23 protein-coding genes and 3 pseudogenes are annotated in these 25,821 nt (G+C 63.7%); 13 read left to right on the top strand and 13 right to left on the bottom strand.

Annotated elements, in window-relative coordinates; all coding sequences use genetic code 11:
* Positions 1-47: 47 nt before the first annotated feature.
* Together HV798_RS21145 and HV798_RS21140 are read right to left on the bottom strand one after the other, a co-directional pair.
* A complete protein-coding gene (locus tag HV798_RS21145; protein WP_003090219.1) occupies positions 48-680 on the bottom strand; it encodes an RES family NAD+ phosphorylase in 633 nt (210 codons plus the stop codon).
* Between the two features lie 12 nt (positions 681-692).
* Positions 693-1,319, bottom strand: a complete 627-nt coding sequence (locus tag HV798_RS21140) for a hypothetical protein (protein WP_003109769.1) — start codon at positions 1,317-1,319, stop codon at positions 693-695.
* 315 nt (positions 1,320-1,634) lie between these two features.
* Between HV798_RS21140 and mobH the strand changes: the two genes are divergently transcribed.
* From mobH to HV798_RS21120, 4 genes and pseudogenes are all read left to right on the top strand, one after another.
* Complete coding sequence (gene mobH / locus HV798_RS21135; RefSeq protein ID WP_003109768.1) at positions 1,635-3,482, top strand: MobH family relaxase; 1,848 nt, start codon at positions 1,635-1,637, stop codon at positions 3,480-3,482.
* A gap of 293 nt (positions 3,483-3,775) precedes the next feature.
* Positions 3,776-4,972: pseudogene (locus HV798_RS21130) on the top strand (efflux RND transporter periplasmic adaptor subunit).
* 92 nt (positions 4,973-5,064) lie between these two features.
* Positions 5,065-5,546 (top strand): annotated as a pseudogene (locus tag HV798_RS21125) (efflux RND transporter permease subunit); the annotation flags it as partial.
* A gap of 243 nt (positions 5,547-5,789) precedes the next feature.
* Positions 5,790-7,256, top strand: a pseudogene (locus HV798_RS21120) (chromosome partitioning protein ParB); the annotation flags it as partial.
* A 207-nt stretch (positions 7,257-7,463) separates the two neighbouring features.
* Here HV798_RS21120 and HV798_RS21115 read toward each other — a convergent pair.
* From HV798_RS21115 to HV798_RS21070, 10 genes are all read right to left on the bottom strand, one after another.
* On the bottom strand, positions 7,464-7,982 hold the full coding sequence (locus HV798_RS21115) for a GNAT family N-acetyltransferase (RefSeq protein WP_023980163.1): 519 nt from the start codon (positions 7,980-7,982) through the stop codon (positions 7,464-7,466).
* A gap of 17 nt (positions 7,983-7,999) precedes the next feature.
* Positions 8,000-9,229, bottom strand: a complete 1,230-nt coding sequence (gene chrA / locus HV798_RS21110) for a chromate efflux transporter (RefSeq protein WP_003107233.1) — start codon at positions 9,227-9,229, stop codon at positions 8,000-8,002.
* A complete protein-coding gene (locus HV798_RS21105; RefSeq protein WP_015014846.1) occupies positions 9,226-9,555 on the bottom strand; it encodes a PadR family transcriptional regulator in 330 nt (109 codons plus the stop codon). Before HV798_RS21105 ends, chrA begins: the two co-directional genes overlap by 4 nt.
* 71 nt (positions 9,556-9,626) lie before the next feature.
* The gene (arsC, locus tag HV798_RS21100; protein ID WP_003107236.1) at positions 9,627-10,049 is read right to left on the bottom strand and encodes an arsenate reductase (glutaredoxin); all 423 of its coding nucleotides are present in this window, start codon (positions 10,047-10,049) and stop codon (positions 9,627-9,629) included.
* A gap of 14 nt (positions 10,050-10,063) precedes the next feature.
* Entirely contained in the window at positions 10,064-11,149 is a 1,086-nt protein-coding gene (gene arsB / locus HV798_RS21095; RefSeq protein ID WP_003109696.1) for an ACR3 family arsenite efflux transporter, read from the bottom strand.
* A gap of 10 nt (positions 11,150-11,159) precedes the next feature.
* Entirely contained in the window at positions 11,160-11,657 is a 498-nt protein-coding gene (locus HV798_RS21090) for an arsenate reductase ArsC (RefSeq protein WP_003107241.1), read from the bottom strand.
* A 12-nt stretch (positions 11,658-11,669) separates the two neighbouring features.
* Positions 11,670-12,140, bottom strand: coding sequence for an ArsI/CadI family heavy metal resistance metalloenzyme (locus HV798_RS21085; protein WP_003107243.1), 471 nt, complete (start codon positions 12,138-12,140; stop codon positions 11,670-11,672).
* Between the two features lie 13 nt (positions 12,141-12,153).
* Positions 12,154-12,501, bottom strand: coding sequence for an ArsR/SmtB family transcription factor (locus HV798_RS21080; RefSeq protein ID WP_003107245.1), 348 nt, complete (start codon positions 12,499-12,501; stop codon positions 12,154-12,156).
* 929 nt (positions 12,502-13,430) lie between these two features.
* The gene (locus HV798_RS21075) at positions 13,431-14,855 is read right to left on the bottom strand and encodes a Cu(+)/Ag(+) sensor histidine kinase (RefSeq protein ID WP_003121551.1); all 1,425 of its coding nucleotides are present in this window, start codon (positions 14,853-14,855) and stop codon (positions 13,431-13,433) included.
* A complete protein-coding gene (locus HV798_RS21070) occupies positions 14,839-15,531 on the bottom strand; it encodes a heavy metal response regulator transcription factor (protein WP_003097513.1) in 693 nt (230 codons plus the stop codon). The genes HV798_RS21075 and HV798_RS21070 overlap by 17 nt, the downstream gene beginning before the upstream one ends.
* Positions 15,532-15,785: 254 nt before the next feature.
* Here HV798_RS21070 and HV798_RS21065 point away from each other — a divergent pair, with 254 nt between their 5' ends.
* From HV798_RS21065 to HV798_RS21025, 9 genes are all read left to right on the top strand, one after another.
* On the top strand, positions 15,786-17,687 hold the full coding sequence (locus HV798_RS21065) for a copper resistance system multicopper oxidase (protein ID WP_003097515.1): 1,902 nt from the start codon (positions 15,786-15,788) through the stop codon (positions 17,685-17,687).
* A gap of 25 nt (positions 17,688-17,712) precedes the next feature.
* Positions 17,713-18,693: a copper resistance protein B gene (locus HV798_RS21060; protein WP_005408883.1), complete on the top strand. Its 981-nt coding sequence runs from the start codon at positions 17,713-17,715 to the stop codon at positions 18,691-18,693.
* Positions 18,694-18,730: 37 nt separating this feature from the next.
* Positions 18,731-19,216: a DUF411 domain-containing protein gene (locus HV798_RS21055; RefSeq protein ID WP_003090303.1), complete on the top strand. Its 486-nt coding sequence runs from the start codon at positions 18,731-18,733 to the stop codon at positions 19,214-19,216.
* 33 nt (positions 19,217-19,249) lie between these two features.
* Positions 19,250-19,522, top strand: coding sequence for a DUF2933 domain-containing protein (locus tag HV798_RS21050; protein WP_003097518.1), 273 nt, complete (start codon positions 19,250-19,252; stop codon positions 19,520-19,522).
* Between the two features lie 155 nt (positions 19,523-19,677).
* On the top strand, positions 19,678-22,116 hold the full coding sequence (locus HV798_RS21045) for a heavy metal translocating P-type ATPase (protein WP_197286470.1): 2,439 nt from the start codon (positions 19,678-19,680) through the stop codon (positions 22,114-22,116).
* A 141-nt stretch (positions 22,117-22,257) separates the two neighbouring features.
* Positions 22,258-22,644, top strand: a complete 387-nt coding sequence (gene copC / locus HV798_RS21040) for a copper homeostasis periplasmic binding protein CopC (RefSeq protein ID WP_003090319.1) — start codon at positions 22,258-22,260, stop codon at positions 22,642-22,644.
* A 4-nt stretch (positions 22,645-22,648) separates the two neighbouring features.
* Positions 22,649-23,575, top strand: coding sequence for a copper homeostasis membrane protein CopD (copD, locus tag HV798_RS21035; protein WP_003116797.1), 927 nt, complete (start codon positions 22,649-22,651; stop codon positions 23,573-23,575).
* A 128-nt stretch (positions 23,576-23,703) separates the two neighbouring features.
* Positions 23,704-23,988, top strand: a complete 285-nt coding sequence (locus tag HV798_RS21030; RefSeq protein WP_003090336.1) for a CopK family periplasmic copper-binding protein — start codon at positions 23,704-23,706, stop codon at positions 23,986-23,988.
* 231 nt (positions 23,989-24,219) lie between these two features.
* A complete protein-coding gene (locus HV798_RS21025) occupies positions 24,220-25,110 on the top strand; it encodes a LysR family transcriptional regulator (RefSeq protein ID WP_014833982.1) in 891 nt (296 codons plus the stop codon).
* Positions 25,111-25,114: 4 nt separating this feature from the next.
* Here the strand turns inward: HV798_RS21025 and HV798_RS21020 are convergent, their stop codons facing one another.
* The gene (locus HV798_RS21020; RefSeq protein ID WP_003097526.1) at positions 25,115-25,420 is read right to left on the bottom strand and encodes a helix-turn-helix domain-containing protein; all 306 of its coding nucleotides are present in this window, start codon (positions 25,418-25,420) and stop codon (positions 25,115-25,117) included.
* Positions 25,421-25,821 lie beyond the last annotated feature (401 nt).

The following is a 25,821-nucleotide window of genomic DNA, read 5'->3' as shown; positions in this document are numbered from 1 at the left end:
TGGTCCATTTCATTCTGTTTGGGGCTTCAATGTGCTCTCTTGCCGCTTCAGGACGCTTCGTCATCCGGTTCCACCGGCCCGGGATCAGGCTCCACGCCGACGCGATACGTGGCAACGAAGCGCGGCCAGTCCACATGGTCCACCAGGTCGATGTCATCGACAACGCCGACTCTTGCTGCCGCACGCTCGAACAGGGCGATGCTCTTGGCGGGATAGTTGTTGCGCGACGGATAGAGCACCCCGTCGAACAGCGGCTGGCCATCATCGCCGAGCATCGCATGCACCTGGGCGGACACCTGCTGCGTGTGCGTGTAGTCGCGGCTGGCCAACTGTTCCAGGTTCAGGCCGAAGTAACCCGCCATGACACCCTCGGCCGTGAGATCGGCCAAGCGCACGTCGTCCAGGACCCCCACGGCCCGCACGAGCCGGCTCTCGACTTCCTTCAGCGCAATCGAGCGCTTCTCGTCCGCCAGCCACTGGTGCTTGTGAAACACCGACTCCATCAGCGCCGTGGACAGGTCGCGGCCCAGGTAGAGCACGCCGTAGGTCCGCGCCGGGTCGTCGTAGCGATTGGTGCCGCTGCGGCCATAGTACAGCGGGCTGCCCCGATAGACGACGCGGCTCACATGCTGGAGCAGTTCACCCGCATCGATCAAGAACAAGGGCAGTTCGCGGCTCATGGCGGTCTTGCCTCAATGCACCTGGACGCCCAGCACGTTGAACACCGCTTCGGCCACGTCATCGATTGTGCCATGCGTCACCGCATCCACCGGCGAGCGTCCGCCCAAGCCTTCGAGCGGTTCGGATAGTGCGCGGTAGATCGTCCAGTGGTCGATGCCCTCGACCTCTTGAAGCACGGTTTGGGTCAACTGCTGCTTCACCGGGTCGAGCTGCCAGTCGGGCAGCTTCTGGCCGCGCGGCCCCACATTCAGCGCCAGCAGCCGGCGCGCGAGGATGTCCTTGTAGATCTGCTGGCGCGACTTGTCCGCCAGCTTGGCGTACTCGGGGATCGGCAGGTTGTGCGGCTGGTTGAAGGATTCCAGCAACACGGCGCGGCCTCGCTGGACGTCGGTTTCAGTCGGGGTCCAGCGCGTTTCGGTGCGCAGCGCGGCCGCCTTGCGCGCCAGGGCCTGCTCCACCGTTTCGCCTTCGAGGTTGGCTGGCAGTTTTACCGCCTCCACGCGCTCGTGAATGAACGCCTGCAACTCGGCCGCGAAAGCCGGCGCATCCCGGATTTCAACGGTATCCGCGAAACGGCGCACGTCCTCCACGGTGACGCGCGGCAGACGATCGGCAATGAATTCAATGGCGGTGGGCATGGTCATCTCCCAAGCAGGTTTGAGACAGGATTCACTCTAGTCGCCCTTGTCGCATTTGTCAACTTGGTCGCCTGAGCGAGAGCCTACCTGCCGGGGGTAGCGTCCCCGCAGCATAGGCAGGGGCCAGCGCCAGGTCTCCGTCCAATCCATTCGTGCGGGTTCCACATTGACGCTGGAGACGCAACCCAGGCCCGGCTATACCGAAACGGTTAAAGGCCAAAGGGCCGAAACGGCAAGGGAATGGGGTGCAAGGGGAAAGGCCCTACCTCGAAAAGGCGAAAAGGCCTCCCGGCCGGCCCCCCAGAGGACACCCGCATGCTCTCCCTGTTCCAGCGAAAACGGCCCCCGGTCGCTGCCCCGTCGCCAGCGCCCGCCACCGACCTCCCGAAAGGGTTGCTGCGGCCCGAATCGGCCGCATCGCTGCTGGCAACACCGCGCCGGCAGAAGCTGCTGGAACACATCTGGCAGCGCACGTCGCTGTCGCGGCGGCAGTTCGCCACCCTATACCGCACGCCGCTGGAGCACTACGCCGAGTTGGTCCAACAATTCCCCGCATCGGAAAGCCATCACCACGCTTACCCCGGCGGCATGCTGGATCACGGGTTGGAGATCGTCGCCTATGCGCTCAAGCTGCGGCAGTCCCATCTGCTGCCCATTGGCGGCAGTCCCGAAGACCAGGCGGCGCAGTCTGAAGCCTGGACTGCCGCAGTCGCTTATGCCGCGCTGCTGCACGACATCGGCAAGATCGCCGTCGATCTGCACGTCGAACTGTCCGACGGCTCGCTGTGGCACCCCTGGCACGGCCCGCTGCACCAGCCATACCGCTTCCGCTACCGCGACGATCGGGAATATCGGCTCCACAGCGCCGCGACAGGTTTACTCTACCGTCAACTGCTCGACCGTGATGCCCTGGACTGGCTCAGTGGCTATCCCGACCTGTGGGGACCGCTGCTCTACGTCCTGGCCGGCCAGTACGAGCGCGCCGGCGTGCTGGGCGAACTTGTCGTGCAGGCCGACCGGGCTTCGGTGGCCCAGGAACTGGGCGGCGATCCGGCCCGCGCCATGGCTGCACACAAGCATGCGCTGCAGCGCAAGTTGCTCGACGGGCTGCGCTACCTGCTCAAGGAACAGTTGAAGCTGAACCAGCCGGAAGCCTCCGATGGCTGGATCACCGAGGATGCCTTGTGGCTGGTAAGCAAGACGGTCTCGGACAAGCTGCGTGCGCACCTGCTGTCACTAGGCGTCGACGGCATCCCCGCGAGCAACACCGCCGTCTTCAACGTGCTGCAGGATCACGGCATGTTGCAACCGACGCCGGACGGCAAGGCGGTCTGGCGCGCGACCGTGACCAGCACGACTGGCTGGTCCCACTCATTCACCCTGCTGCGTCTCGCTCCCGCGCTGATTTGGGAGTCTGGAGAGCGGCCAGCGCCCTTCGCAGGGGCAGTGGCAATCGACGGGACACCGGCACCCAACAATGCCGATGCCTTGGTGCCCTCGCCGGCAATGACGGCAAAGCCAGCCACCGACGATCAAGAGTCCCTTCCATGGGAGGGCGTCGACGCCGCGACTCCGGTTCACTTGCCTGCCGCACAAGCCGCACCCGATGTCATGGAGGACCTGCTGGCGATGGTAGGAATCGGCGATTTGCTTGTTCCCCAACAGGATGCGGAAGCCGTCTCGGGCGACGCACCCGCCGCTGGCCCTCAAACGCCACCGCCAACCTCGATGGTGCCCGTGCCGTCATCAGCGCCGGTGCCCACGTCCTCGTCGGCGCAGCCATCGGGCGAGCACTTCATGGCGTGGCTGAAACAAGGTATCGCTACCCGCCGGCTGGTCATCAACGACGCGAAGGCGCTCGTGCATACGGTGGGCGACACGGCCTACCTGGTCAGCCCCGGGGTATTCCAACGCTACGCACAAGAACACCCCCAGGTCGGGACTCTCGCCAAGCAGGAGAACCAGCAGGATTGGCAATGGGTACAAAAGCGCTTCGAGCGCCTGCAACTGCATCGCAAAAAGCCCAGGGGCCTGAACATCTGGACGTGCGATGTCACAGGCCCCAGGAAGTCCCGCCGCCTGTATGGCTATCTATTGCACGATGTTCGGCTCCTGTTCGCAGAGCCACCACCGAACAATCCTTACTTGTCACTTCTCGCGTAACCGGCGGCTCAAGAGCCGTCCAAAAATGCGACGCGGCGGACCAATCCGCAACGGCGCGAATCAGAACGTCGATATCGCTTGACCTCAAGTTTTGAGGCTTTGTAATGCCGCCGAGGTCGGTTTGCGCGCGCGTTCTGCGACGAGACGAGAAGCCGACAACCAACGGGATTCGATCTCTGCCGCATCTGTCGCTCATGGTCTTGCGCTGCCAAGAAAGCAGCGTCAGGGGACAGCGTGCAGCGCGATCGCGCTCGCTTCATTCGCTTTACGACCTGACCACGGAACCTGTTCAGATGACGACTTCCAGCTCCGACCCTCGCGGCGTGCGCCTGCTTTGGATACTGATCTCCCTCAGCGCGATGGCGCTCGCAGGTTGTAAAGAGAACGCCGGAGCTGGCGCCGGAGGCCATCCACCGCCGCCGCAAGTCAGCGTCGCGCAGGTCGAGATCAAGCCCATCACGTAATGGGACGAATACAACGGACGCATCGAAGCCATCGAGAGCGTCGAGCTGCGCCCACGGGTGTCTGGCTACGTCGAGCGGGTCGCCTATCGCGAAGGAGACGAGGTCAAGAAGGGCGATGTGCTCTTCATGATCGATGCCCGAAGCTACCGCGCGGAACTGGCCCGGGCCCAGGCGCAATTGACCCGGGCGCGCAGCGAAGCCGGCCGCAGCAGAAGCGAGGCGCAACGTGCCAAGGTGCTGGTCGAGCAGCAGGCTGTCTCCACCGAGGCCTGGGAGCAGCGCCGCGCCGCTGACGAGTCCGCGCAGGCTGAGGTGCAGGCCGCGCAGGCTGCGGTGGAGACGGCGCAGTTGAACCTGGAGAGGACCCAAGTGCGCTCGCCCATCAACGGGCGCGCCAGCCGTGCCCGCTTTACCGCAGGCAACCTGGTGGCCGCCAGCGATGCAGCCAGTGTGCTAACCACCATCGTGTTCCAGGACAGGGTCTATACCTACTTTGAGGCCGATGAGAAGGCGTTCCTGCGCTACTCGCGCATGGCGCGCAAGGGAGAGCGCCCCAGCGAGCGAGGCGGCCAGCTGCCGGTCCAGATCGCCCTGGCGGACAAGGCGGACTTCTCTCACACCGGCACGGTGGACTTCCTCGACAACCAGGTGGACCGGGGCAGCGGCACGATCGCCGTGCGCGCGGTGCTGGACAACAAGGATCGCGTTTTCACGCCGGGCCTCTATACCCGCGTGCGACTGGTCGGCAGCGGCGAATTCTCGGCCGTGTTGATCGACGACAAGGCGGTGCTGACCGACCACGACCGTAACTACGTCTACATCGTAGACAAGGATGGACTGGCGCAGCGACGTGATGTGAAACTGGGTGGCAGTTCCCATTGGCTGCGCATCGTGCGAGGGGGGCTGGCGGCGGGCGACCGCGTGATCGTCAACGGCGCGCAGAAGGTGTTCTTGCCGGGCATGCCTGTGCAGGCCACGGCGGTGCCCATGGTGGCTGCTGCGGCGCCCGCGTCCGCCACCAAATGAAGCACCACGCCGGAGCGCGCCACCGATCGGACGTATCACACAACGAGCGGCGCGGCGCGCTTCCCCCTGGACTCCTTTCAAGGTATTAGCCCATGGACCTCTCCAAGTTCTTCATGGACAGGCCGATCTTCGCGGCTGTGCTGTCGATCGTCATCTTCGTCTCGGGCCTGCTCGCGATCCCGGCGCTGCCGATCAGCGAATATCCCAAGGTCGTGGTGCGCGCCGTGTATCCGGGCGCCAACCCCAAGGTGATTGCCGAGACCGTGGCGACACCCCTGGAGGAGCAGATCAACGGCGTCGAAGGCATGATGTACATCAAGTCTGTCGCCGGCTCCGACGGCGTGCTGGTGACCACGGTCACCTTCCGTTCTGGCATCAACGCCGATGACGCGACGGTGCGGGTACAAAACCGCGTCGCCCAGGCTCAGGCCCGGCTGCCCGCGATGTGGTGCGCCAGGGCATCACCGTCCAAAAGCAGTCCCCCGCCTTCCTGATGGTGGTGCACCTGACATCGCCCGATAAGCAGTACGACACGCTGTACCTTCGCAACTACGCCCGGCTGCACGTCAAGGACAGTTGCACATCGAGCCGCGCAAGACCGACAACGAGTAGTCCTGTCCCAAGCAGTCGGGCGTCCCGGCGTGCCGCCGTCGCGCTGTCGTGCTGCGCATTGAGCCTCGCTGCGCGAGTCTCGCCCCTGTCGGGCTTCCATCGCTGGCGCCTCCGGCCCGGCTCGCTGATCCGTGCCTGCGCGCTCCGCTTGCCGAAAACCGGCGTGCGTGGGTGGCGTGAGGGGGCGGTCTTGCTGTGTCCCTTCGCCGACGACCACGCCGCGCAGGAAGCCACGTTCTATGGTGCGCCGGAATGGCAGCGCAGCCCGTCCAAGCTGCGCGAGCGCCTGACCGAGCGCGAAATCGACGCCGCGCACGCGCTGGTGCGCTTCGTCGGGCTGGACGCCTACCGGCAGGCAGGCGGCGGCATCCGCCGCGACCTGTTCGCGGAAGGCGATGCCGGAACCTACCTCACCGATACCGCAGTGCTGGAAACGCTCGTGCGCGACAAGCTGGCAACGCTGGCCGAGGACGTGCGCGCCGAGGGCTGGGCATGGGTGGAGGCCGTGCCGCATCTGGCCTACGAGGAACGGCAGGCGTTCCAGAACGCCCCGCGCCACCGCCGCGAGCCGACCACCCGCGAGGCCCGCCGCATCGCCTCGCTGGAAACCCGCCTCGAAAAGATCGACGCCGAACTGGAAGAAGCCTGCGACGCCGAGGACGAGGCCAAGGCCGAGAAGCTGGAACAGCGGCGCGATCAGGTGGTCGGAGAACTGCAAGACGCGGAGAATGCCTTGCAAGGCTACGCCCCCGAAGTGCGCGAGGTGGCCGGTGCCATCGTCACCATCGACCGCAACGGCGAGGCTGTTATTCATCGCGGCCTGCTGCGCGAAGCCGAGGCCAAGGCGCTGCGCACGCTGGAAAAGCTGCGGCGCGGCTTCGGCAGCACCGAAGGCGAAGCCGCCAACGAGGAGCACGAGGACGCCGACGACCCGCCCAAGGCCGCGAGCCTGTCCGACCAGCTGGCGCAGCGGTTGAGCGCCCACCGCACGGCGGCGCTGCAAATCGAAGTGGCCCGGCATCCGCACGTCGCGCTGGCCGCGCTGGTGCATGGCATGGTGCAGAAGGTTTTGCAGGACAGCTACCACGGCCACGACCTGCCGCTGGGCGTGAGCCTGAAAGTGCAAGACCGGCTGGAAGGCATGGCCCCGGACTGGCCGGAGTCGCCCGCCGCTGTGGCGCTGCGCGAACTGCAACAGGTAGCCGGGGAAGCCTTGCCGGAGGACAGCGCCGAACTGTTCGCCGCGCTGCTGGCGAAGTCGCAAGACGAACTGGTGCGGCTGCTGGCCGTGTGCGTGGCTTCCACGGTGGACGTGGTGACGCCCCGTGCCACGCCGCACCAGCCCGGCGCAGAACTGGCGCAGGCCGTGGGCCTCGACATGGCCGCATGGTGGAAGCCGACCGCAGAAGGCTACTTCAAGCACGTTTCCAAGGCCGTGATTCTGGATGCCGTGGGCGCGTTTGCACCGGAATTCGTCACCCGGCTGGCGAAGCTCAAGAAGGCCGACATTGCCAGCGAGGCCGAGCGGCTGGCCGATGGCACCGGCTGGATGCCCGCCATCTTCAAGGCCGAAGGCCCGCAGGAGGCCGCGCAGGAAGAAGGCCCGGAGCAGGACGCCCCGGAGGATACCGAGGCAATGGCGGATGAACCCGCCGAGGCACTGGCCGCTTGACCCGCGCCGAAGGCAAGCGCCCCGGCCTCGACCGGGGCGCTTCGCTTTGTGTGGTGGCGCATCGAGACGAAGGAATAACCGCGATCAGCACCGCGCCCAGGCCGTTCCGCCCTGGGCGCGGTGGACGCGAAATCCGGGTGCGACAGTGGCCGCGCCCGGTGTTCAAGGCCAATAGCCGAATTAAAACGCCGCCGCCTTCGCGCTGGCTCAGGCGGCGGCGTTGAAGGCATCGCTGTAGTGCGCGATGCCTTCCGGCACTGTCCCATGCAGGGCCAGCGCCATGAAATAGCCGGGCGGCACGCCCGGCAGTTGCAAGCCCGCATGGGCCTGGAAGCCAAAGCGCGTGTAGTACGTTGGATCTCCCAGCAGCACGCAGCCTGCGGCCTGCATAGCCCGCAGTTCAGACAGCGCCTGTTCCATCAGGCGCGAACCGATGCCTCGCCCCTGCCTTGGCGGCAGGACGGAGATCGGCCCCAACCCATACCAGCCCTCGGTCTTTCGCCTGTGCTCATGGGTGATCGTTACTGGCGACAGCGCGACGTGACCGACGACGCGCCCATGTTCTTCGGCCACGATGGAAAGCGTCAGTTCGTTGGCGGCACGCAAGGCGCGCACGATGAATTGCTCGGTGTGGCTGGTGTGTGGTGCATCAGCGAAGGCGGCGGTCGTGACCGCTTCGATGGCGGCAATGTCGTCGGCGGTTTCGTGTCGGAGCTGGATGGTCAGGGTGTGCCACATGAGATTCAGACGCCCATCGCCATGACCCAGCCCACCAGCCCGGCTAACAGCACCACGAGCGCCGGCGGCACGCGCCCCACCGTCAGCAGTCCGAACGAGAGCAGCGCCAGCCCAAAATCCGCCTTGCTGTGGATGGCACTCGTCCATACCGGGTCATAGAGGGCGGACACCAGAATACCGACCACGCCGGCGTTGATGCCGGCCATGGCCGTCTGGATGCCCGCGCGGTGGCGCAGCCCTTCCCAGAACGGCAGTGCACCGACCAGCATGAAAAAAGCGGGGAGGAAGATCGTGCCCAGGAGTGCCAGCCCGCCGATCCAGCCATGCAGCGGTCCGTGGGCGACCGCGCCGAGGTAGGCCGAGAAAGTGAACAGCGGCCCCGGCACGGCCTGCGCCGCACCGTAGCCGGCCAGGAAGTCGGCATTGCTCACGACGCCGCTGGGCACCACCGAGGCCTGCAGCAGCGGCAGCACAACGTGTCCACCGCCGAAGACCAGTGCACCGGAGCGGTACACCCCTTCCAGCAGGGCTATCGTGGACGAGTCCGTGGCTGCCGCCCACAGGGGCAGCCCGACGAGCGGTGCGGCAAACAGCAGCAGCGCCACGATGCCCAGCTTGCGCGAGACGGGGTAGCTGTGGGCGTGGCCGCCGCCGGGTTGCGCGATCTTCAATGTCCACCAGCCCAGCAGCCCTGCCACCGCGATGGCGGCAAGCTGTCCCGCGGCCGAGGGCAGGACCATGGTCAGCAGCGCCGCCAGAATGGCCAGCGCGGCGCGCGGCCGGTCCGGGCACAACGACTTGGCCATCCCCCAGACCGCTTGCGCCACGATGGCCACGGCGACGACCTTGAGCCCGTGCACCCAGCCGGACTGGGCCAGCCCCTGGTACTCGGCGATGCCAAAGGCGAACAGGATCAGCGCAATCGCCGATGGCAAGGTGAATCCGGCCCAGGCCGCCAGCAGCCCCAGCCAGCCCGCGCGGCCCAACCCCAGCGCCATACCGACCTGGCTGCTGGCCGGCCCCGGCAGGAACTGGCACAGGGCGACCAGATCGGAGTAGCTGCGGTCATCCAGCCAGCGGCGACGCTCGACGAACTCCGAGCGGAAATAGCCCAGATGCGCGATCGGCCCGCCGAAGGAGGTCAGCCCCAGCTTGAGGAAGGCGCCGAAGACTTCGACGGGTGAGCCGCGCGCGGCAGCGGCCTCATGCTGCAAGGTGTTGGTGGAATCTGTCATTTGTGCATCGCCTCCCCGGTGAACTCCCGGATGCGGTCCTTGGCCAGCGCCAAGCCTTCCTTGCCCTTGGGCGTGATCGTGTAGAGCTTGCGCACGGTGCGCCCTTCACGCTCCTGGCGGGAGACGAGGTAGCCGTCGCGCTCCATCTTGTGCAGCATCGGGTACAGCGTTCCGGGGGAGAGGCGGTAGCCGTGGTGGGCCAGCTCGTCGATCATCCATTGCCCGTAGATCTCCTGCTCGGCTGCGTGGTGCAGCACATGCAGGCGGATCAGCCCCGACAGCAGGTCGTGGTGCTCCATGGCACGTGGAGTAGGTTTCTCTTTCATATCGAATATCGATAACGAAATTCGATAATACCAGCCTCACTTCAGATTGCCTGCCGCTTGTGCGGGAGGTCTCAGACCCTGCGACCCTCCGCATCCACCACGGCTTCGCCGTCTTCCTTGCGGAACGCGCCGCGCTGCGGCTGCGGCAGGATGTCCAGCACGGCCTCTGAGGGCCGGCACAGGCGCGTGCCCAGCGGGGTCACCACGATGGGCCGGTTGATGAGGATGGGGTGCTGGAGCATGAAGCCAATCAACTGCTCGTCACCCCACTTCGGGTCATCGAGGCCCAATTCCGCATAGGGCGTACCCTTCTCACGCAGCACGGCGCGCATTGGCGCGCCCATGTCCGTGATCAGGCGTTGCAGCGTTTCGCGGTCAGGCGGTGTCTTCAGGTATTCGATAACGTTCGGCTCTTCGCCGCTGTTGCGGATCAGAGCCAGCACGTTGCGCGACGTGCCGCAGGTGGGGTTGTGGTAAATGGTGATGTTGCTCATGAGTCGTGTCTTGGTTATCCGCGGGCAGGGTTCGGGCCGCACTCATACCAGCCCTTGCTTTGGTTGACGATCCGAACGACCAGTAGCATGACTGGCACCTCGATCAGCACGCCGACCACGGTGGCCAGCGCGGCGCCGGACTGGAAGCCGAACAGGCTGATGGCGGCGGCTACGGCAAGCTCGAAGAAGTTGCTGGCGCCGATCAGCGCCGAAGGACAAGCGATGCTGTGCTGCTCGCCCGCCTTGCGGTTGAGCCAGTAGGCCAGGCCGGAGTTGAAGAACACCTGGATCAGGATCGGAACGGCCAGCATGGCGATGACCAGTGGCTGGCGGATGATGGCCTCGCCCTGGAAGGCGAACAGCAGCACCAGCGTGAGCAGCAGCGCCGCGATGGACAGCGGCCCGATGCGCTCCAGCGCCCGGTCGAAGGCGGCTTGGCCCTTGCTCAGCAGGGCGCGGCGCCAGAACTGGGCCAGGATGACGGGAATCACGATGTACAGGCCGACCGATACCAGCAGCGTGGCCCACGGCACCGTGATGGACGATAGGCCCAGCAGCAGGCCGACGATGGGCGCGAAGGCGAACACCATGATGGTGTCGTTCAGCGCGACCTGCGACAGCGTGAACACAGGATCGCCCCCGGTCAGCCGGCTCCAGACGAACACCATGGCTGTGCAAGGTGCGGCGGCCAGCAAGATCAGGCCCGCGACATAGCTGTCGAGCTGGTCGGCGGGGAGCCACTGCGCGAAGACCTGGCGGATGAAGATCCACGCCAGCAACGCCATCGAGAATGGTTTGACGGCCCAGTTGATGAACAGCGTCACGCCGATGCCGCGCCAGTGCTGCTTGACCTGGCCGAGAGCGCCGAAGTCCACCTTGAGCAGCATGGGAATGATCATCACCCAGATCAGCAGGCCCACGGGCAGGTTGACCTGAGCCACTTCCGTGCGGCCGATGGCCTGGAACACGCCCGGCGCGAACTGGCCGAGCGCGATACCGGCGACGATGCACAGCAGCACCCACACGCTCAGGTAGCGCTCGAAGACGCTCATGGTGGGGGCGGCCGGCACGCGGCCGGCCGTTTGGGTTCCAACACTCATCGCGCCAACCTCACTTCGTACCAATGCTGCGCAGCTCGTGCTGCAGCGACATGGCATCCAGGCGCTGAATCGGCAGCGACAGGAACAATTCGATGCGTCGGCGCAGCGTCAGCGCCGCATCCGTGAACGCCTTGCGCTTCTGCTCGTCGGTGCCTTCAACGGCTGCAGGATCAGGCACACCCCAATGCGCCGACATCGGGCGCCCCGGCCACACGGGGCAGACCTCGCCGGCGGCGTTGTCGCAGACCGTGAAGATGAAATCCAGCTCCGGCGCACCGGGCGCCGCGAACTCGTCCCAGTTCTTGCTGCGGTAGCCGGCGGTCGGCATGTGCAGCCGCTCCAGCGTGGCGAGCGCCAGTGGGTGGACTTCGCCCTTGGGGTGGCTGCCCGCCGAGTAGGCGCGAAAGCGCCCCTGGCCCAATTCATTGAGGATGCCTTCGGCCAGGATGGAGCGGGCCGAGTTACCCGTGCAGATGAACAGGGCGTTGTAGGTCTTGTCGGTGGTCATGGGTATCTCACATCAGCAGCAGGAGGAAGCCGGCTTCACCGCAACGCCCACCGGCTTGCCGCGCACCGGGGTACAGCACGCTGCGGCGGAAGTCGCTGCAGGCGCCGCTTCGTTAAAGACCGGAATGTTGCCCAGCGTGTGGAAGTGCTCCCAGGCCACGCCCTGCGGATCGGTGATCCAGTGCTTCTCGCTGCGCGCGTAGCAGCAGGTCGTGGTGCCCTCGTCCAGCAGCGTCATGTCGGCCGCCTCGGCGCGGGCCTTCAGCACCGCCAATTCCTCGGCATCGTCGGTCTGGATACCCAGGTGGTCGATGCCCGGCTTGTTGCCACGTGTGGAGATGGCGAAGTTGACCGGCGGGTCTTCGAGCATCCATTTGGCGTAGTCGCCTTCGACGCGCGCGGGCTGCGCGGCGAACAGTTGGGAATAGAAGCCGATGCTGCGGTTCAGGTCATCGACGTGCAGGTGGACGTGAAAGCGCTTCATGGGGGTGATCCTTTCAGCAGGAAGTACAGGCAGAGGAGGATTCGGTGACCTCGCACGCGCCGCCCTGGCAGCAGTGCTCGGTCAGATAGCCGAGCAGCCCATTCATCTGGGTGAAGTCGGCGCGGTAGATCAGGTTGCGGCCCTGCTGCTCGATGGTGACCAGGCCGGCATGGGCCAGTTCTTTCAGGTGGAAGGACAGGGAGTTGCGGGCCACGTCGAGCTGGTCGGCGAGGACGCTGGGTGTCAGCCCTTCGGGGCCGGCGACCACCAGGGCGCGGAACACGCGCAGCCGCTGGGTATGGGCCAGGGCGCCGAGGGCGGAAATGGCTTGGGTCTCGTTCATGATTCGATAATACAACATTTATTGAATCATTGGCAAAACGCTTCAATTGAATGGAGCCTGCGCGCTTGCGAGGCTTGACTTTCAAGACAGTTGCTCACGCCTTCGCGCCTGCGGCGCTGCGCGCTTCGCTTGCCTCCAGGGGAAAGCCCTGCGGGCTATCCCCGCCGCGCGATGCTTGGCGCCCCTCGATGCCGCCGAACCGGCTGCGCCGGATCGGCCCGGCCAGCGCCCCGCCGCGATGGACGGGACGCTGGCGAACACGCTGGCGCTTGCTGCGGCAGGTTGTGCAGGTGCGTGCCGTCCTCAACGCGGTTCAGGGACAACCCGCCCGGCATCGCTATGGAGCTTCCACGCCACGCCTCAAGACCGGCGCTGCAAGGCATGGCGGGGCGTTCTCGCCTGTCGTTGTGGGGTTGACCTGGCCCGCGTCAGCGGGCGAGTCGGAGAAGCCTTCGGGCGGGGTGCAGTGGTCAAGTTTTAGTGGACACCTGCATAGGTAGTTTTGGCGGTTGGCTGCGTTCATATGCAGCCGGCGCCTGATAGCAGTACCTTGATCTTGATCAATAAGACTCTCTGTACCCAGCTACGGGTACATATACCCGCGCAACGAACCAGCAGACCAACTTCCAACTCACCTCAGGGGCTCAGCGCACACAGCCAGGTCTGCGCGCGATCGAGGCGCCGAGCAGGCAGACGTTCGGCACTGACCGCTGAGGCTATCGACGATCGGTGACCGGATCACGACCGAGCAAAGGCCCCCGCGCGCGGTGTGGACGTAGCGATGGGATACACAAGCGCATGATGTCGGCGCCTGCCGCTAGGACTGGGCACGTGGCAGTCACGGAGAAAAAATGTCCCGCTCGCGTAGCAACGTGGCCGGCCGGGTAGATCCCAGAATCAGGCAAAGAGATACGCCAGTTGGCTGGACGGACCGCAGCGCCCTCGGACTACTGCCGCAGATGGGGCAATACCAAGTCAAACCTGGTGACAAGCTCACTGGAGGTCACGGCAACGGAGCCACCATGTGCCTCCGCAATCGATTTCACGATGGCAAGGCCAAGACCGGCGCCCGCCGTATTTCGTTGCCGTGCCGGATCAACTCGGTAGAAGCGGTTGAAGAGCTTTGGTAGATCGCGCTCAGGAATTCTCTCACCGGGATTGACCACACTGATCGTTGTCCACTGCTCGTCCTGCGAAAGCAAGACCGTGATGCTCTTGCCGCGAGGCGTGTGTCGAATTGCATTCGAGAGAAGATTGTTCAGCGCCCGGGTGAGCATTTCCCGATCCGCCGCTATGCTGCCGATCGCCCCTTTAACACCAAGCGTAATGCCGCTATCTTCTGCCAGCGCCTCGAAATAGTCGAACAGACTCCGCACCAATTCGGACAGATCAATGGTAGACAGACGCAAGTTGCGGGGATCATTTTCCGTTTGGGCAAGAAACAGCATGTCACCAATCATGCGTCCCATCCGATCAAACTCTTCCAAATTTGAATAGAGGATTTCTCTGTATTCCTCGTTGCTGCGCGGCTGGCCAAGCGCCACGTGAGTCTGCGTGACCAGGTTGGTGACGGGCGTGCGCAACTCGTGCGCGATGTCTGCGGAAAAGTGTGATAGCCGGGTGAAGCCTTCCTCGATTCTCGCCAACATATCGTTGAAGGCGAATACCAGTTCCGCCAGTTCGATCGGCACATCCCGAGGATCCAGCCTCACATCCAGCTTTGAAGAGCGAATCGCCCGAATCTCTTCATTGACCTTGCGAATCGGCAGGTGGCCCCACTGCACCGCCAGCCAAGCCACACCGAGCGCCAGGCACATGACCAAGCCGGTTGCCCACCAGAGCATGCGCTTGAACTCCGCCAGGAAGTCGAGATGAAAGCCGATGTCCATGGCAGCGACGATGCGGTAGCCGGGCGCCGCTGAATCGTCAGCAGGCAGTTGCAGCACCACACCTCGATATGACCTCTGATCCTCCTGCCACACGATCAAATCGTCAGCGGTGATGCGGTTGACCAACTTTTTGCTACTGGCAAGTTTAGACAGGTCAGGACCGGGCGTGGCATAGATGCTATTGCCAGCCCCATCGTAGACGCCGTACGTCATCCCATGATGTCCTGCGACTGCGTTGGCCAAGTGTTGCTTCAGTTCGTCGCTTGCGATGTCACTTGCAAGCTGGTGCAAGGGCTGAGCCAAAGCGGTTGTCACTGCCTCCAGTTCGTGGGCATCCTGTTGAGCAAAGTGGTGCTCCAACGACCGGAGAATGACCCAATTGAACACAAGAAACACCAAGGTCGTGGCGATACCAACGAGGGCCGTGACCCTCAATGCAAGCGACGCTGGACGGCTTTGCCGCGGCTTATGGCGCAGGGGCATCATCGGGCGCATCGAGCGTGTATCCCATTCCACGCACGGTGTGGATGAGCTTCGGATTGAACGCATCGTCTATCTTCGCGCGTAGACGGCGGATGGCTACATCGATGACGTTGCTGTCGCTGTCGAAATTCATGTCCCATACCTGCGACGCGATCAGAGACCGTGGAAGGACCTCCCCCTGGCGACGGGCCAGGAGCTCAAGCAACGCGAACTCCTTGCTGGTGAGATTGATGCGTTGGCCAGCGCGCGTTGCGCGCCGGCGCGCCAAGTCCAGCACCAAATCGGCAACCTGGATGCGATCAGGCTGGCTCGGAGCGCTTCCGCGTCGCAGCAGCGTCCGCACCCGCGCCAGCAACTCAGAGAACGCGAATGGCTTGACGAGGTAGTCGTCCGCTCCCAGTTCCAATCCCTTGACACGGTCGTCTACACCGCCACGCGCCGTCAGAAAGAGCACAGGGACCTGTTTACCGGCATCTCGAAGGGCACGCACGATGCGCCAGCCATCGACATCCGGCAGCATGACATCCAAGACCACCAGATCGTATGTCTCGCCCATGGCCAGGTGGTGTCCGTCCAATCCGTTGCGCGCCAGATCCACGACGAATCCCGCCTCCATGAGACCTTGGCGGACGTAATCCGCCGTCTTGTTCTCGTCTTCAACGACCAGCAGTTTCATCGCATGTCCCATGAAATCGCTACGGCGCGGAAAAATAGCCGCTCACGATGTACGCATTCATCCACTTTCAATCAGCAATTTACTGGTTGCCAGCTTCCACGAACATGACACGAACATTACATGAATGTAATTCAGGGGTCATTCGATGGAAAGTGCCCAACCCATAGCATGACCTGCATTGCGTCGAACTGTGCCGCTCAGGATGGGGTGGCGTTTAGAACGACTTCCGAGTCATCTATGGAGGATTTCAGGCCATGCCGCCTCGTTCACCCTTTTTTATCGTGCCCACACAGGGCCTTTCTCGTCGGCGTTTCGTCCAAGGGTTAGCCGCCGGCGGCGTTCTCGCTGGGCTGTCCACGCCGGCGTTCAAGGCATTTGCCCAGCAAGGCTCCGCGACGCGCGGTGCCGCCCCTGTGCTGAAGGGCACCGAGTTCGACTTGGTGATCGCCGAATCGCCCGTGAACTTCACGGGCAAGCCAGGCGTGGCTACGACCATCAACGGCTCGCTGCCGGCACCGACATTGCGTTGGCGCGAGGGTGACACCGTCACAATCCGTGTAACCAACAAGCTGCGTGAAGCCACATCCATTCACTGGCACGGGATCATCCTGCCGTATCAGATGGATGGCGTGCCGGGCATCAGCTTCAATGGCATCGCTCCCGGCGAGACCTTCACGTACCGCTTCAAGGTTCAGCAGAGCGGCTCCTACTGGTACCACTCGCACTCCGGCTTCCAGGAACTCACGGGCATGTACGGGGCGATCATCATCGACCCCGCTGGCGCCGAGACCATCCACGCCGACCGTGACCACGTGCTGCTGTTCTCGGATTGGACCGACGAAGACCCGATGCGGGTGTTCACCAAGCTCAAGTCCCAAAGCGACTATTACAACTACAACCAACCTACCGTCTTCGACTTCTTCCGGGACGCCTCGCGCGAAGGCACGGCCGCTGCGATCGACAAGCGCAAGATGTGGAACGAGATGCGGATGAATCCGACGGATCTCGCAGATCTGTCTGCCGCCACGCTGACCTATCTGGCCAACGGCGTCACCCCCGCCGGCAATTGGACGGCGCTGTTCCGACCGGGTGAGCGCGTGCGGCTGCGCATGGTCAACGGTGCGGGCAACACCTTCTACGACGTACGCATTCCAGGACTGAAACTCACGGTGGTGCACGTCGATGGTGTTGACGTGGAGCCGGTGACCGTCGATGAGTTCCGATTCGGTCCTGGCGAAACCGTCGACGTGATCGTCCAGCCACGGGATGACGCTTACACGATCTTCGCCCAGGCGATGGACCGGACAGGCTACGCGCGTGCCACGCTGGCCGTGCGTGAAGGTCTTCAAGCTCCCGTGCCTGCCCTCGATCCGGTCGAATGGCTGACCATGAACGACATGATGGGCGGCATGATGGGGGGCATGGACCATGGCGGGTCCGGCCAGGCCATGGAGATGACCGGGATGACGGGCATGACGGGCATGACCGGGATGACCGGGATGGGCTCGGGTTCGATGTCCGGGATGGATCATGGGGCGATGGCAGGCATGAATCACGGCGCCATGAACCACGGTGGCATGGCGATGGATCACAGCCAACACGCCGCGGCGGCGGGGGGACTGGCCGTGCCCAGCACTACTGCTCGCCACGCTCGCACCGAGTATGGTGCCAGCACGGACATGCGCGTTGACATGGCGCGCACCAACCTCGATGACCCCGGCATCGGACTGCGCAACAACGGTCGGCGCGTGTTGACCCTCGCGGATCTGCATACCCCGTCGGGGCCGCTGGACAAGAGAGGCCCCGGCCGGGAGGTCGAACTGCACCTCACGGGCAACATGGAACGCTACGCATGGTCCCTGGACGGGCTGGAGTTCGGAAAGTCCACGCCGGTGCACTTCAAACACGGCGAGCGGCTGCGGGTCATTCTGCACAACGACACCATGATGACCCATCCCATGCACCTGCACGGCATGTGGAGCGAGCTGGAAAGCCCCGACGGTCGCTTCCTTGCGCGCCGCCACACCCTGCCGGTGCAGCCGGCACAACGCATCAGCTTCCTGGTGACAGCCGACGCGCTCGGCCGCTGGGCGTGGCACTGCCACCTGATGTTCCACATGGATGCCGGCATGTTCCGCGAAGTCGTGGTGTCTTGAACCCAGCGCACAAGGAAGACCAAGAATGTCCAAAGCACTCCCCACTCGCGCACTGGCCACGACGCTTCTGGCCCTGGTAAGCGTCGCCGCCCAGGCACAAGCACAGAACGACCATGCAGCGCACGGCCAGGCCGACGCTCAAACGGCCGCGCCATCCACTCAGACCGTGGCTCCTGCCGCCGACCCGCACGCGGGTCACGCGACGTCGGCGAGCGGCTCGACCGCGGCCCCGGCCATGGATCACGGCAACATGCAGATGCAGGGCGGGTCGGCGCCTCCTGACGCCCGCGATCCGCATGGCTACTCCAATGGCCTGACATTGGGATCGGGCGACTACGCCGTACCCGGTGTGCCGCGGCTGATGCTGGCCGACGAACACAGGTTCTTTTCGTTGCGCGGCGAAACTCTGGAACGCCGCTTCACGCGCAAAGGAGACGACTCCACGGCCTACGACCTCCAGGCGTGGTATGGGACGACCTACAACAAGGCCGTCGTGAAGGCCGAAGGCGATATCGCCAAAGGAAAGCTCGAAGAATCGCGTACCGAGCTTCTCTGGGGGCACGCCGTCGCACCGTACTGGGACACCCAGCTCGGCGTTCGGGTGGATAACGGGGAAGGCCCGAGCCGTCAATGGTTGGCTTTCGGCATCCAGGGCCTCGCCCCCTACTGGTTCGAGCTGGAGGCGACGGGCTACGTGGGAAGTGGTGGACGTACGGCGCTGCGTGTCGAAGGCAGCTACGAGCTGCTGCTGACCCAGCGACTGATTCTGGAGCCTCGCGCCGAGTTGCAGTTTTATGGCAAGGACGACCCGGAACGCGGTATCGGCAAGGGCCTGGCCGAAGCGTCTGCTGGCTTGCGCCTGCGCTATGAATTCAGTCGCCAGTTCGCCCCCTATATCGGCGTGGAACGGGCGGGCAGCTTCGGACGCACCGCGGACTATGTGCGTGCCGAAGGCGGCCGTGCGCAGCAGACGCGCTGGGTGGCTGGCGTGCGATTCTGGTTCTAGAACCTAGCGGGTTTGATCATCTGATGAGAGGCGATCCATGAACATGCACTACGACAGAAGCCAGGGCAAAGTGCCGAGACGCCAGGCATTGATCGCTGGCTTGTTGGTGATGGCACTCGCAGGACCGAGCCTGGCGCAGAGCCGACCGATTGCCAAGGTCTGGAAGGACCCGAGCTGCGGATGCTGCAAGGACTGGGTCTCACACCTGCAAGGCGCAGGCTTCGATGTGCAGGTTCTCGACACCGGGAACACCGCAGCGCGCACGCGGCTGGGCATCCCGCAGAAGTACGGTTCTTGCCACACGGCGCAGATCGGCGGCTATGCCATCGAGGGTCATGTGCCTGCCTCGGACATTCAACGCTTGCTGCGCGAAGCCCCGCAGGCCATCGGCCTCGCGGCGCCCGGCATGCCGGTCGGTTCGCCCGGCATGGATGGTCCGGCCTATGGTGGACGCAAGGACGCCTACGACGTGCTGCTGATTGGGAAAAACGGTAGCAGCACGGTCTATCAGTCGCATCGCTGACCATCCATCAACCCTTCTCCGTGGAGATATGCCATGCAGCATCAGCACACACAGACCCCCAGCGATCGCCCCCGGTTCTGGCGATCGCGCTACGGCGTGGCGTTCCTCATCATCGCCGCTGTCGCCGCGTATTTCCTGCTCAAGGAGCATACGGCACATGTTGCCGGCTATCTCCCCTTCCTGCTGCTGGCGGCTTGTCCGCTGATGCACCTGTTCATGCACCGTGGTCACGGCCACGGCGGACACGATCATGCCGCGCGTCAGGGTAAGGAAGGTGCCGCAGCCTCCAAGGAGCAGAAGCAATGAGTCGAGGCACTCGCACCGTGCGAGCACGCGACGCCGCGCTTGTCTCCTTGCGCGCCTGCGGCCTGCTGCGATCACCAGACACCAAAGGTTAACGGCGGAGGGCACTTGTCACTATGAATTCACCCAGCAAGTCTTCAGGACATGAGCACGCAGGCATGGCGGCGGGTGCCACAACGTCCGGCCCGCATACGCACCACCATCACGCCAGCCATGCTGGAAGTGACGACGCGGGCGGGTCCTCAAGCCACACGCAGCCCGATGCCGCGACGCGAGATCCGGTGTGTGGCATGGCGGTCACGGCGGCGTCGGAGCACCGTTCCACGCACTTGGGGAACACGTACTTGTTTTGCAGCACCGGATGCAAGGCCAAATTCGACGCCGATCCGGCGCGATATGCCAGCGGTGACGCGGGCATAGGCACAGGCAGCGGCCATGCACCGCATCACCATGCCAGCACCGCAGTTTCACCGGCCCCGGCGGCATCGCCAACCGCGCCCGGAACCATCTACACCTGCCCGATGCACCCGGAGATCCGCCAGGATCATCCGGGAACCTGCCCCAAGTGCGGGATGACGCTGGAGCCTCTGCTGCCCGACCTCGATGACGACAACCCGGAGTTGCGTGACTTCTCGCGTCGCTTCTGGTGGACCTTGCCGCTGACGCTCGTGGTCTTGGCGCTGGCGATGCTGGGCGAGCGGCTGCACCTGATGGACATGGCTACACAGAGCTGGGTCGAGTTGGTGCTGTCGTTGCCGATCGTGCTGTGGGCCGGCTGGCCCTTCTTCTCCCGCGGCTGGCTGTCCGTGGTCAACCGCAGCCCGAACATGTGGACACTGATCGGCCTGGGAACGGGTGCGGCATTCATCTACAGCGTTGTGGCAACCGTTGCGCCGGAAGTGTTTCCAGCTTCCTTCATGTCCATGGGACGGGTCGGCGTGTATTTCGAGGCCGCCGCCGTCATCATCTCGCTGACACTGCTCGGCCAGGTGCTGGAACTCAAGGCCCGCTCCCAGACTTCGGCAGCCATCAAGTCGCTGCTGGGGCTGGCACCCAAGACGGCGCGGCGCATCAATGCGGACGGCAGCGAGGAAGACGTGCCACTCAGCCATGTGCACGTCGGCGACCTGCTGCGCATCCGACCCGGCGAGAAGGTGCCGGTGGATGGCATCGTGCACGAGGGCAGCAGCTCGATTGACGAATCCATGCTGACCGGCGAACCGCTGCCCGTCAGCAAGCGCGTGGGCGACAAGGTCATCGGGGCCACACTCAACACCAGCGGCGCGCTGGTCATGCGTTCGGAGCGGATCGGCTCGGACACCGTTCTATCGCAGATCGTCCAGATGGTCGCCCAGGCGCAGCGTTCCAAGGCACCGATGCAACGCATGGCCGATGTCGTTGCCGGCTACTTCGTGATGGCCGTCGTCGCCATTGCGGTAACGACGCTCCTTGTATGGGGATTCTTCGGGCCACAGCCCACCTGGGTCTATGGACTGATCAATGCGGTGGCCGTCCTGATCATCGCCTGCCCGTGCGCGCTGGGTCTGGCCACGCCGATGTCGATCATGGTCGCAACGGGCCGTGGCGCCACGCAGGGCGTGCTGTTCCGCGATGCCGCGGCGATCGAGAATCTTCGCAAGGTCGATACCCTCGTCATCGACAAGACAGGAACCCTGACCGAAGGCCGACCTGCTTTCGATCAGGTCGTCGCAGCCCCCGGCTTTACGAACGATGAGGTGCTGCGTCTTGCGGCCAGCCTGGACCAGGGCAGTGAACACCCCCTGGCCGACGCCATCGTGCAGGCCGCGCGTGCCCAGGGCCTCCAACTCGTGAAGCCTCAGAGCTTTGAATCGGGAACCGGCATCGGCGTGCGCGGAAAGGTTGAGCACCGGCAACTGGCGTTGGGCAACACAGTGCTGATGGAACAGTCTGGCGTATCGGTGGAACCGCTCGTACCCCAGGCCGAAGCTCTGCGCGGCGAAGGGGCCAGCGTCATGTACCTGGCGGTGGACGGGCAGCTCGCGGGCTTGCTCGCCGTGTCCGATCCGGTCAAGGGCAGCACCCCCGAGGCCCTGGCCGCGTTGAAGGCTGCGGGCCTGCGGGTCATCATGGCCACCGGGGACGGGCAGACCACCGCCAAAGCCGTCGGTGCACGCCTAGGCATCGACGAGGTGCATGGTGAGGTCAAGCCGGCGGACAAGCTCATGTTGATCGAGCGACTGCAGAAAGAAGGACGCATCGTCGCCATGGCCGGAGACGGCATCAACGACGCGCCGGCCTTGGCGAAGGCAGACGTGGGCATCGCCATGGGAACGGGAACCGACGTGGCGATGAACAGCGCCCAGGTCACGCTGGTCAAGGGTGACCTGCGTGGCATCGCTGTCGCTCGCACGCTCTCGGTGAGTACCGTGCGCAACATGAAGCAGAACCTCATGTTCGCCTTCCTCTACAACGCGCTGGGCATCCCCATCGCCGCCGGGGTTCTCTATCCCCTCACGGGCTGGCTGCTGTCGCCGCTGATCGCAGCATTGGCGATGAGCCTGAGTTCGGCGTCGGTCGTTGGCAACGCCTTGCGCCTGAGAGCGAGCCGACTGTGACCGGATTTTCTTTCTGAAACTACAGGAGCCTGCTATCGCCCAGCAAACCGTTTCTTTCGTTCCACGCCGTTGCAAAGGTGCAAGCCTTATCTCGGCATTTCGTTCTTAAACCACACCTCACACATCCAGGTAGAAACTTCTATGACCCGTTCACATTTCATCGCCAAGCTCGTCGCGCCGATCGCTGCTGGTCTGTTCGCCACCGCCGCATTCGCGCATCCTTCGCTGGTGTCTTCAACGCCGGCCGACAAGTCGCAGGTTTCTGCGCCAGCCACCATCGAACTGAAGTTCTCCGAGACGCTGGTGCCGCAGTTCTCCGCCGCGAGCCTTGTCATGACTGGCATGCCGGGAATGGCGAGCCATGGCCCGATGAAGATCAACGCCAGCGTCGCGGCTGCCGGCGACGGCAAGACCATGGTCATCACGCCGGCACAGGCGCTCCAGCCCGGTGACTATCGCGTCGAATGGCGTGCCGTCTCCTCGGACACGCATCCGATCACGGGTAACGTCACCTTCAAGGTGAAGTAAGCCCATGGCCGGGGATTGGTTGACCATCGTCCTGCGCCTGGCGCTGTATCTGGACCTGGCGGCGGCGTTTGGCGTCGCCATGTTCGGTCTCTATGCTTTGGGCAACGACGAGCGATCCTCGACGATCTCGCGCCGCTATCGCGTCCTCATTGGCGCATCCGCTGCCATCGGCATTGCCCTGTCGATGTGGGGCATGACGGTCATGGCCAAGGCCATGTCCGGTGCCCAGAGCTACGCGGAGCTGTCAACGCACGTCTTCGACATGCTCATTACGGGCACGCACATGGGCATCGCCTGGTGCATTCGCATCCTCGCGCTGTTGGTGTGTGTGCTCGTCGCAATGTTGAAATTGAACGCTACCTTGCGATTTGCAGTGATGGCGCTCTCCACCGGCGTGGCGCTGGCGACCCTTGCGTGGGCAGGCCACGGCGCGATGGACGACGGCGTTCGCGGCTACATCCATCTTGCGTCGGATATCACGCACCTCTGGGCAGCGGGCGCTTGGGTGGGCGCATTGGTGGCGTTCTTGATGCTGGCATCCCACAAGCAGGATGTCGCGCAAGACCCGGTAGCGGTCCTCAGTCGGACGTCGAATGGCTTTACTCGCATAGGTACAGCGATCGTGGCTGCACTCGTCGTGAGTGGAATTCTCAATTACCTGTTGATCGCCGGACCATCGTTTGATCCGCTCATCTCGACGCTGTATGGCCGGCTGCTGATGGTAAAGCTCTTGCTTTTCGCAGGCATGCTGGCGTTGGCTGCTGCCAATCGGTATCGGTTGAGCCCGAGCCTGGAGGCTGCTTTGAAGGCAGGCAATCGCGCACAGGCAGTCATCAAGCTTAGACAGAGTCTGTTCACGGAGGCGACCTTGGCCGTTTTGGTTCTGGCGAGCGTTGCATGGCTTGGCATCTTGTCTCCCACTGGAACCTAGTCCTTCATGGGCGGCAGATGACAGCACATGAATTGAATGTAATGCACGGGTAAGCGCTCTGTAGACCGCCTGCTTCTACATTTAACGACGCGGCGCAAGTTGTCGTCGTTTTTACAAAGGAGTCGATCATGAAATCGCAAATTGTCATTGCCGCCCTGTTGAGCGCTCTCTCCGTGCCAGCCTTCGCCGGTCATGCAGCAGCCCAAGCAGCCAAGGAAATGGTTCCCTTGGCTGACGGGGGAACGCTGTACATCTTCAAGGACGGAAAGATGGCACAGGAAAGCCGCTTCGGGCGCGCCGTCTATCTCAATGTCGGAGCTTCGGTGTCGACGAAGGATGGGCGCAACATCGCGATCACCAGCAATGAAGTCGCTCGCCTCGGGTCGCTGCTACAAAAAGAGCACGGCGGATGACGCCGCGGGTGTGCGGTGCTTTTCAAAGCTTCTGCACAGTGTGACAGAGACGCGCGCCCCGATTGGGCGCGCGCGCTTGGGACGCGTCACGAGCAACCACGAGCGCTCAAGGTGCCAGTTTTTGCGATGTCAAGCGCATCAACTTCCCTGAAATGGATCCAGCCTCCCCGTCCACCGTGATTCGTCCACGGGACATCTGGCGCGAATGAGGACTTGCGAGGAGCCCGATTTATGGAGTTGCGTCATCTACGATGCTTTGTCGTCTTGGCAGAGGAGTTGCATTTCACGCGGGCGGCCGAGAGGCTGCATATAGAGCAACCCCCCTTGTCTCGCGCGATCAAGGAATTGGAAGATGAGCTTGGGGTCACGCTGTTTGACCGCGACCGCAGGGGCACACGGCTGACCGTGGCGGGGGCGGCATTCTTGCAGGACACCCGCCGACTCTTCACTGTCCTGGAGCAAGCGCGTGAAAATGCCAGAGCCATTGCCGCGGGCCTGAGGGGCAGCCTGCGCATTGCAATTTCCGATGGTGCGATGGACCCACGACTATCGGCGTTCCTAGCTCGTTGCCGCGCGGAAGAGCCCGAGGTCGAGATACGTCTCTCCGAGGTACCGCTGACCGAGCAGATACGGGGCCTACGGTCTGGCGACTTCACGATCGGATTTGCACACGCGGCGGATGTTGGCGAAGGCATCGTGGCTGAACCGATCTGGCGAGACCCGATTGTGATCGCCATGCCAGCGCGGCACTCGCTTCTTGCGCACAAGCAAGTTCCGCTGAACGAACTTCAGGGTCACCCACTGGTTCTGTGCGACAAACTGGCCTGCGAAGGCTACTGCCGAGAACTAAATCGGCTGCTACAGGTTCTGGAACACAGACTCAACGTTGTCGAAGAAGTGTCGTCGCTGGACATGATGCTAACGCTCGTCGGCGCAGGCTATGGGATTGGTTTCATGACGGCGACCAAGATTCCCATCAGCCAGAGGCCGGACGTGGTGATTCGCCCTCTGGCGCAGGACACGGCGGTAATCACAACCTATCTGCTTCGGCCAGAAAGCAGCAACTCATCGGTTTCGCTGGATCGCTTCATCGAACGTCTGCGAGGACCTCCGGGTGACTAAAGCGTCAATGCCTATCTGAATCGTGCGCCGCGGCACGAAGATTGCGTTCGGCTGCGCTGACGAGTTCCGCAGCACTGAGCTTGAGTCCGGCGGCGATTCTTAAGATCAGAGCGAGAGTGGGCATGTGCTCCCCACGCTCTATTTTGCCCATGTGCGATCGCTCGATCCCTGCTTTCGCAGCCAGTTCTTCCTGAGCAACACCTTGCGTCAGGCGGGCGACACGAACGGCCGCTCCGAATGCCAACGCTGGCTCGGCGTCGAAAGTGGTAGTTCCTGGGGGACGGCCTCGTCGGACAGTTCGCTTCTCCATCCTTGGAAGCGTCGAACAGTCCAAACAATTTAACCACGTTAAGTTTAACTCAAACTAGCTATCATGAAGACTTTCCATCCTTGTCTTATCGCTTCTTGGGGCCTCTCATGCACGACGCCACCAGCCCACGCCCACAGCTCAGGCTCGCCATAGCGCCTGGTGTGGCCTCTTCGTACCTAGCTGCATTGCTTGCCCTGCAGCGCGCGGAGGAGCCCGAAGTTTCTATGGAATTTAATGAGGTTACGGCGAGCGATCTCATTACGGGCCTCTACAAACGGCGCTTCGACGTCGTGACCTGCCCCCCGTTTTCCGGGCCAACCTGATCTTAGTAGAGTCCGTCTCACAAGAGGACGGACATGAAGAAGCGATACACCGAAGAGCAGATCATCGGCTTCCTGAAG

The sequence above is a fragment of the Achromobacter deleyi genome (assembly GCF_902859705.1).
GTDB classification, from domain to species: Bacteria; Pseudomonadota; Gammaproteobacteria; order Burkholderiales; family Burkholderiaceae_B; genus Achromobacter; species Achromobacter deleyi.
This window is presented reverse-complemented; position numbering and strand designations above follow the sequence as displayed.